At 40.6% G+C, this 9,924-nt stretch carries 7 protein-coding genes and 1 pseudogene; 2 read left to right on the top strand and 6 right to left on the bottom strand.

All coding sequences use genetic code 11. The features are described from left to right. Positions 1-374: 374 nt before the first annotated feature. Complete coding sequence (locus BLP54_RS15355; RefSeq protein ID WP_090171486.1) at positions 375-1,313, bottom strand: ROK family glucokinase; 939 nt, start codon at positions 1,311-1,313, stop codon at positions 375-377. 30 nt (positions 1,314-1,343) lie between these two features. After that, a complete protein-coding gene (locus tag BLP54_RS15350) occupies positions 1,344-3,446 on the bottom strand; it encodes a transglycosylase domain-containing protein (RefSeq protein ID WP_242870731.1) in 2,103 nt (700 codons plus the stop codon). A gap of 351 nt (positions 3,447-3,797) precedes the next feature. On the opposite strand from BLP54_RS15350, the gene BLP54_RS15345 reads away from it, so the two are divergent. Continuing rightward, positions 3,798-4,832 (top strand): aldose epimerase family protein, encoded by a 1,035-nt coding sequence (locus BLP54_RS15345; RefSeq protein ID WP_242870730.1) that lies wholly within the window; start codon positions 3,798-3,800, stop codon positions 4,830-4,832. Between the two features lie 137 nt (positions 4,833-4,969). On the opposite strand, the gene BLP54_RS15340 is transcribed toward BLP54_RS15345, so the two are convergent. From BLP54_RS15340 to BLP54_RS15330, 3 genes are read right to left on the bottom strand one after another with little or no spacing between them, the layout of a single operon-like run. Next, positions 4,970-5,908 carry a transketolase family protein gene (locus BLP54_RS15340; protein WP_090171480.1) on the bottom strand — a complete coding sequence of 313 codons (939 nt, stop codon included), beginning with the start codon at positions 5,906-5,908 and terminating at the stop codon, positions 4,970-4,972. Further along, entirely contained in the window at positions 5,908-6,735 is an 828-nt protein-coding gene (locus BLP54_RS15335; RefSeq protein ID WP_090171477.1) for a transketolase, read from the bottom strand. Before BLP54_RS15335 ends, BLP54_RS15340 begins: the two co-directional genes overlap by 1 nt. Before the next feature lie 57 nt (positions 6,736-6,792). After that, positions 6,793-8,217: an ATP-binding protein gene (locus BLP54_RS15330; RefSeq protein WP_090171474.1), complete on the bottom strand. Its 1,425-nt coding sequence runs from the start codon at positions 8,215-8,217 to the stop codon at positions 6,793-6,795. Positions 8,218-8,539: 322 nt separating this feature from the next. Here BLP54_RS15330 and BLP54_RS15325 point away from each other — a divergent pair, with 322 nt between their 5' ends. Beyond that, positions 8,540-9,535 carry a zinc dependent phospholipase C family protein gene (locus BLP54_RS15325; protein ID WP_090171471.1) on the top strand — a complete coding sequence of 332 codons (996 nt, stop codon included), beginning with the start codon at positions 8,540-8,542 and terminating at the stop codon, positions 9,533-9,535. Between the two features lie 221 nt (positions 9,536-9,756). Here BLP54_RS15325 and BLP54_RS16430 read toward each other — a convergent pair. After that, a pseudogene (locus BLP54_RS16430) lies at positions 9,757-9,924 on the bottom strand (IS5/IS1182 family transposase); the annotation flags it as partial.

Genomic DNA, 9,924 nt, shown 5'->3' with positions numbered 1-9,924 from the left:
CCCATACCAATAATTCCTGTAATGACTTTTTCCATAGACAATTTTCTTTTCCGTGAGAAATTTCTTTCAGAATCAATACAGAAAGATTTTGCATTATCTGCAATTGTTTTAATTTGTGAAATCAAAAGTTTCTTTACCATTTGTGGTTTCATGTGCGCCTCCCTGAAATTTGTAAATATACTTACAATTTCAAGGGCCGCTTTCGCTACCTATGAAAATAATCAGTAGCGAAAGCGGCCGCACTTTTCTGCATTATTGTCAACCCTTTTTAGAAAAAAAGACCCCTGCACCATTTCTGATGCAGAGATCTTTATACATCCCTCTTAACTTAATGACATTGCCCGGGTTATCCGGACCACTTTTTTTGCTTATTTTTAAAGAATGAGCTTCATGGCTCCATAGATACCTGCATCGTTTCCAAGTGTTGCAAGTGTAATCTTTGTGCTCTTGCAGCCGTGGAATGCGATTTCGTTGAATCTATACTCAACTTCATCGATAAGATACTGGCCAGCCTTAGAAACACCACCGCCAATAACGAATGCCTCTGGGTTTACAACACATGAAATAACCTGTAAGCCCTGTGCAAGGTACTCGCATGCTCTCTTAACAACTTCCTTGGCAACAACGTCACCCTTCTTAGCTTCGTCAAATACAGCCTTTGCATCAAGAGTCTCTACATCTCTGAGAGAGCTTGCATCCTCGTTCTGTGCAAGACGAATCTTTGCAAGACGAGCGATACCTGTAGCTGAGCAATACTGCTCAAGACATCCGTGATTTCCACATCCGCAAGCATTCTCTTCGTTGTAGTTTACACGAATATGTCCAATTTCTCCTGCTGCACCTGCTGCACCGCTGATAATATCATCATTGATGATAACACCACCACCTACACCAGTACCAAGAGTAACCATTACTGAGCTAGAATATTCCTTAGCTGCACCCATCCATGCCTCGCCAAGTGCTGCAACATTTGCGTCGTTACCAGCCTTAACCTTAAGACCACCAAGGCACTCTGAAAACTCCTGCTCTACATTGAATACGCCCCATCCAAGGTTAACGCAACGATTTACAACGCCATCCTTAGAAACAGGTCCTGGAATACCGATACCAACACCTGAAATATCATCAGCAGCTATATTCTTTTCTTCCATTTTGTTAGTAACTGCCTGCGCAAGGTTCTTTAAGATGTTAACACCACCATTAGTTGTATCTGTTGGAACCTCCCATTTCTCAACTAATTCTCCTTCTGTAGTAAACAAACCACATTTGCATGTTGTTCCGCCCAAATCAAGGCCAAATCCATACTTTGCCATTACTTCTTTTCTCCCTTTCGTATAACTATATTAATCGGTTACCGTGGTAATCTCGATATCTGTAGCATTATCAGGTATTGCACCAGCAGGAATCTCCGTACCTTCGAAGGTCTGTGTGATGATTCTGTAGGCTGGCTGCTCTTGCTGTTGCTCCACTCCCTCAGGATTCTCTTCATCAAAGACACCATATTGCTCCTCGTCTTCAACGTCTTCCATATCTTCAGGGTTCTCCATTTCCGCCTGCTGTTCTTCAGTACCAATAAATTCTACTGGCTTTTTGAAGGCTATTGGAGTGAGCCCTTCATGAATCTGTGCCATGAACTCATTCCAAATCTTCGCAGGATAGGTAGATCCCTTTAATCCAGGAACCGCTTTAGGAATGTCATATCCCACCCATACGCTTGTGGTGTAGTAGTCGGTATATCCCACAAACCATCCGTCTCGATTGCTATTGGTGGTACCTGTCTTCCCCGCAACAGGCATGTCCCCAAGGTCAATACCCTTTGCCGTACCGTCAGTCACTACCGATTGTAGCATATCTGTCATTGTTCGTGCAGCATTTTCTTTATAAACTTCAATTTCCTCCTCGCCTGTCTCATATATGACATTTCCTTTAGAATCGGTAATCTTTGTGATACAGGTTGGATTTCGCATATATCCATCATTGTAGATAGTCTCATAGCCCTTCGCCATCTCCAGAGGACTCACTCCCACTGTAAGTCCACCCAGACATGCTGCCATGCCGTAATCATCCTTTTCAATCTTAGAAAATCCAAGCTTTTTCAGGTATCCAATACCTACCTGAGGTGTCAGCTCCTCATATATTTTCCATGCGATTGTATTCTTAGATACGGCCACTGCCTGACGCAACGTCATCTCTCCTGAATAAGTTCCTCCTGCATTCTCAGGACCATCCTCAATCTCTTCATCAACTACGATTGTGTCTGGTGTGTACTCTCGCTCAAGTGCAGGCGTATACACAATCAAAGGCTTAATAGAGCTACCTGGCTGTCTGTAGCTTTGATAGGCTCTATTAAGAGTGTAGCCTGTAACCTCCTGACTACGGCCACCTACAATGGCCTTAGTCATTCCTGTGTTGTTATCTATACATACTGCTGCAGCCTGAAGCGCATATATGCCCTCTTCGTTTGTATCTGTGAAGCTCTCGAGATTGTTATCGATTGCTTCCTGAAGCTGATTTTGCATATTTAAATCTATGCTTGTATAAATCCTATAGCCCGAGGTAAAAAGACTCTTATTCCATTGGTTATATGCTTCTTCATACGCCTTATCATAAGATTTCTGTCCTTCAGTAGTTGTAAAATCTGTCTTAAATTCAAAACCATCAAGCTCCATCAAAGCCCTTGTTGCACAATAATATACATAGGTCTCCACATAATTATTCTTTGTATTAACAGTTCTGTTCAGAAGAATCTCCTCGTTTAAAGCGCCCTGATAGGTCTTATCCCCAATCACACCATCATCGTACATGGCCTTTAAAATCAGGTTTCTTCTTGTAATGGTATTCGCAGGATTAACCAGTGGGTCGTAGTAAGTTGGACTATTTGGAATCGCAAGCAAATAGCATATCTCTGACAAGGTAAGGTCACCAATATCCTTGCTAAAATATCCCTTTGCTGCAGCCTGAATGCCATAATATCCATTAGCAAAATATACATTATTTAGGTAGAATTCCAGAATCTGATCCTTGGAATACTTCTTCTCCAGCTCTGAGGCGATATAAATCTCCTCCACCTTTCTCTGCCATGTTTTCTCGCTGGTAAGGAAGATGGTTCGCGCCAACTGCTGAGTGATAGTACTACCACCCTGTGTAATCTCCTTATCACGCATGGTAGCAACCAGCGCTCTTACAATAGCCTTGTAGTCCACGCCTGCATGCTGGTAAAACTTCTTATCTTCTATTGAAATAATTGCCTGAGTTACATAAGTTGGGATTTGATCGAAAGTGAGATAGTAGACATCCTTTTCACCCTTAAGCACCGATATTTTTGTTCCGTTAGCCGCATAGACCTCGCTGGTCTCTGTTTGCCTAAATGTAGAAAGGCTGGAATGACGCACGATAGTAAAAGCCTCCGTTTTAAGTTTGGAGACCTTGGAAGCATAACCACTCATATAGTAGAATGATATCCCCGCCATGAATATGAGTAGTAATACGATTTGAACTTTAATTAACCGTATAATTTTTCGATCAACGGTCTTTATTTTCTGCGCAGTTCCACTCATACCTTCATTTTACGCATTTGTCATTTTCTGTACAATACGCCCCACAAAACCCTCACTAATTGCTCACAGAAATTTCAAATGTCATATCTTTTACTTCTTTCCTAATAAAGATTGATAAATTGCCCTTTATCCCTTGTATTTACTGGCTTAGACAATTATCATATTGATAGTTTGGTTTAATGTCCCACTTTTATGATTTTTGGGGCAGAACATAGTCTAATATTTTAGGGAGGGTTTATCGTGGAAAAAGAAATACTTGGCAAAACCAAAAATAACGAAGACATTATTGCCTACACACTTGTTAACGAGAACGGTATGCAGGCTAAAATCATGAACTTTGGATGTAACTTACTTGAGCTTTGGGTTCCAGATAAGGAGGGCATCCTTTCAGACGTAGTACTTGGCTATGATAAGATCGAAGATTACTTCGTTAATGGTCCTGGCTTCGGCTGCTGCATCTGCCCTAACGGTAACCGTATCGGCGATGCAAAATTCACTCTCAACGGAGTAGAGTACAAACTTGATGTTAATGATGGAAAGAACAACCTTCACTCAGGCTTCAACCCAATGCACAAGCGCATCTGGGATGTAGAATCTGTTGATGATAAGCACATTACCTTCACTTGTCACAAGGTTGATGGCGAGTGCGGGTTCCCAGGAGAAATGGATATCACTATCACATACACACTTGGCGATGACAATTCTATTCGCCTTGATTATTCAGGGGTTTCAGATGTTGATACAATCTTCAACCCAACTAACCATTCTTACTTTAATTTGAATGGTCACGACTCTGGTTCTGTTATGAATCACATCGTTTGGATAGATGCAGACAAATACACTCACACTGATGAAGCTTCTATTCCACACGGTGAATGCCGTGATGTTAAGGGTACTCCAATGGATTTCACTACTCCAAAGCCTCTTAGCAAGGATACGGACGCTGATTACGATCAGCTTAAGTGGGCAGGCGGTTTCGACCACAATTTCTGCTTAAATAATCCATCACTTACTAAGCCATCTTGTACACTTGAAGATCCTGAGAGCGGCAGAAAGATGGAAGTTTACACTGATTTACCTGGTGTACAGCTCTATGCGGGTAACTACCTTGATTCTTCTCACATTGGAAAGGGTGATTTCCCTTATGACAAGCGCTACGGTGTTTGCTTTGAGTCTCAGTTCTTCCCAAATGCAATCAATGTACCTTCTTTCCCACAGCCAATCGCAAAAGCAGGTGTTAAGGCTCACTCAACAACAATTTACAAATTCGTATAATCGTATAAAAAAGTAGGCAGCCCCATTAGAGGGACTGCCTTATTTTAATGAGCTGGTAACTATCAAGCTCTGAGTGTTGCTCAAGGAGCCAATCTCGCGACGGAGCAATACTCAGGCTTGAGAGTGTAACCAGCGGACTATATAAATGCTTTAATCTGCTTGTAGATTCCTTCTGCATCAAGCTCATACTTAGCAAGAAGCTTAACGGCTGGGCCTGACTCTCCGAAAGTATCCTTTACACCGATGCGAAGCATCTTTGTAGGGCACTTCTCTGAAAGAACCTCTGCTACTGCTCCACCAAGACCACCGATAACTGAATGCTCTTCAACAGTAACAACCTTACCTGTCTTTGATGCGCTCTTTACGATAAGATCTGCATCTATAGGCTTGATTGTGTGGATGTTGATAACCTCAGCATCAATTCCTTCCTCAGCAAGCTTCTTAGCTGCTTCAAGAGACTCATTAACCTCAAGTCCTGTAGCGATGATTGTAAGGTCCTTACCTTCCTTAAGAACAACGCCCTTACCAATCTCAAACTTGTAATCTGGTCTGTCGTTGATTACAGGTACTGCAAGACGTCCAAATCTAAGGTAAACTGGGCCGTCCATCTTGTATGCAGCCTCTACAGCAGCCTTAGCCTCAACATCATCAGAAGGATTGATGATTGTCATACCTGGGATTGTACGCATAAGAGCGATATCCTCGTTACACTGATGTGAAGCACCGTCCTCACCTACTGAAATACCAGCGTGAGTAGCACCAATCTTTACATTAAGGTGTGGGTAGCCAACTGAGTTACGAACCTGCTCGAAAGCTCGTCCAGCTGCAAACATAGCGAATGAGCTGCAGAATGGAACCTTTCCTGTAGAAGCGATACCAGCAGCGATACCAACCATGTTTGACTCTGCAATACCGCAGTCAATGTGGCGCTCTGGGAAAGCCTTCTTAAAAATACCAGTCTTTGTAGCCTCTGCAAGGTCTGCATCTAAAACTACAACATTATCATATTTCTCACCTAAAGCAACGAGAGCATTACCGTAGCTCTCACGAGTTGCGATTTTCTTAACGTCTGCCATTACTCTTCACCTGCTTTCTTTAATTCTTCCATAGCAATTGCATATTCCTCATCGTTAGGAGCCTTTCCATGCCATCCTACCTGGTTCTCCATGAATGAGATGCCCTTACCCTTAACTGTCTTCATAACGATTGCTGTAGGCTGTCCCTTTGTAGCCTTAGCCTCATCGAAAGCAGCACGAAGCTGGTCAAAATCATTACCATCAGCAACTTCTACTACGTGGAAGTTGAAAGCTCTGAACTTATCAGGGATTGGATATGGGCTGTTTACATCCTCGATACGTCCGTCAATCTGGAGGCCATTATTATCAACGATTACGCAAAGGTTATCAAGCTTCTTTGCAGCTGCGAACATAGCAGCCTCCCATACCTGACCTTCCTGGATTTCACCATCTCCAAGAAGTGTATATACCCTATAGTTCTCATTTGAAAGCTTAGCTGAAAGAGCCATACCAACTGCAACAGAGATACCCTGTCCAAGTGAACCAGATGATGCATCAATACCTGGTGTGTGCTGTACACATGGATGTCCCTGAAGGTGTGAACCGATGCTACGGAGAGTCTTTAAATCCTCAATTGGGAAAAAGCCTCTCTGTGCAAGTGTAGAATAAAGACCTGGTGCTGTGTGACCCTTTGAAAGTACAAATCTATCACGATCTGCCTTCTTAGGATTCTTTGGGTCGATATTCATCTCCTCAAAATAAAGGTATGTAAATACCTCTGTTGCTGATAAAGATCCGCCTGGATGTCCAGCCTTAGCTGCATGAACACCTTCAATGATGCCTTTGCGGACTTCAATCGCTGTTTTCTTAAGCTCTTGATTTGTCATTTTTCTCCTCCTAATTACTTAAATATCCAATGCCACATTGGCTATGAATTATCTTATTTATCTCATTTCATCAAGTGTGATTAGCATGATGTTCTTAATAGCTGATGAAATGGTGATAGCATTTTCATGGAAACCTGCATTTGAGAATACCAAATAGAAGGCATCCCCCTGTCGGTGAAGCTGCTTTGTCTTCTCAATGAGAGATTTCAACTGAGCTACCTCAATAGGCTCATGATTATAGTAGCACTGAGCAAATATAGTAGCAGATTTACCTTCACATTTTCCAAGTGAAACAAGGTCAAAGCCATCTGTAGTGCCAGCCTCGTCGTCGTTAACCCACCAGTTTCCAATCTCCTCAACAGTGAATGGAAGCATATTTTTATCACTTTGATCTGCAAGATATTCCCCACAAATCTTGATGAATACAGTCTCCATATATTCATCCATCGAAGCTTCTACTTTACCCCAAAGAGCTTCAACATCACCTGATATATAGGCGTCATAATTTGGAACAATAAACTTATACCAGAACAAGGTGCTAGTATTTACTATTGAATATCTTGTCTTCTTACGATTAGTAATCTCTGTAATGGCTGTATCCTTAGTGCAGATACCAATAGCCATCAGAGAATTAAGATATGGTACAACCACATCCTTTGGCTTCTCAACCTCAGCAGAAATCTGATTTACACGGTTGAGCCCCTTTGCCAAAGTAGCAAGCATATAGTTGTAATATGCCAGCTCTCTAAGCTCTGTAGCCATAATCTTTTCTGGATTAAGGCCGAGTGCAATATTTTTATCCAGGAATAATCTGGTAGTAATCTCTTTAACTTTATTATCTCCTGTAATAGGAGTAATACCATAGCCCTCGAAGCCTTCTATGGCAAGAAGAGCTGCTACCTTTGCAAGATTGTGAGGAATTCCACCTGTGATGCCATAAAGATATGCTGCTTCCTTTGGACTTGCATCACCAAAGAACAGGCATGAATCATAGAAACCTAAAGGCTTTACCTCTAAATCCAGTGAAATATCCTTACTCCAGATGGCTTTCTTTCCCTTTACATATTTATCAAGGAGCACAAAGGCATCTGAACAAAGTATTAACTTGATTGGCAAATCCTTCCATGAGCCTTTAATTGCTTCATGTAAAGCCTTATCAAACTCAGGATCAGCCTTAACAAAGTTTGGATATTGATCGATAATAATGAGCTGCTTGCTGCTTTCAGCACGCTTTGCAATCTCATCGCAGAATGATGCGGCATCAAGTGATTCTACGCCCATCAGCTGAGCCAATCGCTCCATCTGATGCTTTCCAGTAGTCTCGTATGCCTCAAAGAAAAAGGCATCCTTGTCACTTGCGAACTCCTGTAAAAGCGCTGTTTTGCCAACACCGATAGAACCTGAGACTACTGCTACTGCGGCAGTAGCTCCTTCATAAAAACCATTTAGTAATTGAATTTCATTCGTTCTTCCTTTAAACATAACACCTCTCCTCTGCAGTACCTATTGGCACGTGCAAATCTATGGTATCACGTTTCAACTATTCCTGCAATATCACCGATTTTCTCTAATTATTTTTGTTTTGTTTAAATTATTTTAGATTATTCCATATTTACTTTTATTACTTTAGCATTATCTCTCTTTTCAGGCAACTCTTCTTTCCATTTTTTTACCTATAAGGGTGAAATTTTAACGAAATTTATGTACACAGTTATTTCTCAGTTCTAAAGACTCATTATGCTATAATCATACTAGAGAAGGAATTACAAGATTATATCAATAATATGTAAAAGAGGGTTAGCCTATGCCTGGTTTTATAGCACATTTATCCTTTGGCGAACAATCATTATCTTTTATAGAATTCGCTGAAACTCGCAAGATAATAGATTCACATCAAACCACGTTTAATCTTGGCCTACAGGGTCCAGACATTTTCTTCTATCATATCCCTGCCTATTTATTTTACAGCCAAAATATAGGTAACGTTATGCATCGTTCTGATGTTATGCTGTTTTTTGACCGTCTTTTTGACGCTAGAAACGCTGTAGAAGATAGTCACGATAGAAATATTTGCGATGCTTACATTCTTGGCTTTATCGGTCATTATTCTCTCGATGTAGCATGTCATCCATATATATATTGTAAGAGCGAACACATAAATAATTTAAAACGTGGGGGAAAATACGATTTTGGAAAGCATGTATCATTAGAAACAGACATTGACCATGTTTTGTTAGATCATTACAAGAAATTAAAGCCTTCCGATTTCGATTACGCAGCAGCAGTACGCCCAACTTCCCATGAACAGGATGTAATCGCTAAATTGCTTTTTAAGGCATTAATTAACACCTATGGCGATAAATGTATACGTCTAGGCACTATAAAGAATGCTATAAAATCATTTATTAATCTTAATCATGCAATGCATGACCCTACTGGACATAAAAAAAGAAATTTAAGGCATATTGAACAAACACTGTTTAAGTACGCTTTTATATCTTCAATGATACCAAGCGATAACATTATCAAATACCAAGACCCTTGTAATCTCGAGCACAATGAATGGCATAACCCTTGGAATCCTAGAAGGAAAAGAACTGAAAGTTTTTTAGATTTATTTAATCATGCTATGCCAAATTATATTGAGTGTATTGATTTATACTCTAAGGCTGTTGGTATTACTGATTTCTCTGGTTTAGACTTGGATTCAATCGCTGAAACAAATAATTATCTACGATACAGAAATCTATTATTGATGAGCTTAAGTGATTTTAGCTACCTAACTGGACTTCCTTTATAGAAGATTTAGACTCAGAAGATGTCGAAAGGCATCTTCTTTTTATATGAAAAAAGGGGCTGTCGCTTTAGATGATTAAATCATCTAAGCGAGGCCCCTTTTTCTTACCATAAATTGTGGATTTGAGAAATGGTTTTCATTGTTATTGTGAAAAATTGAGTACTTTAACAAGCCGATGTGATAATCGGCGCATTGTTGCCTTTTTCATTTTGAAGTGTCAAAAATTATGAGGCTTTTTTCAATTCAAACAGGTGTGTTCCTGTTCGCTCAGCAGCAATCTTATGATGTAGCTTATTTATATCATAGCCGATTGCCAGCAGTATGCTCTGTGCAAGAACATTTTCTTTTCCACGATACAGATATCTTCTGAAGTTCATGTCTTCTTTCACGTT

It is taken from the genome of Pseudobutyrivibrio sp. 49, assembly GCF_900100545.1.
Classification (GTDB): Bacteria; Bacillota; Clostridia; order Lachnospirales; family Lachnospiraceae; genus Pseudobutyrivibrio.
This window is presented reverse-complemented; position numbering and strand designations above follow the sequence as displayed.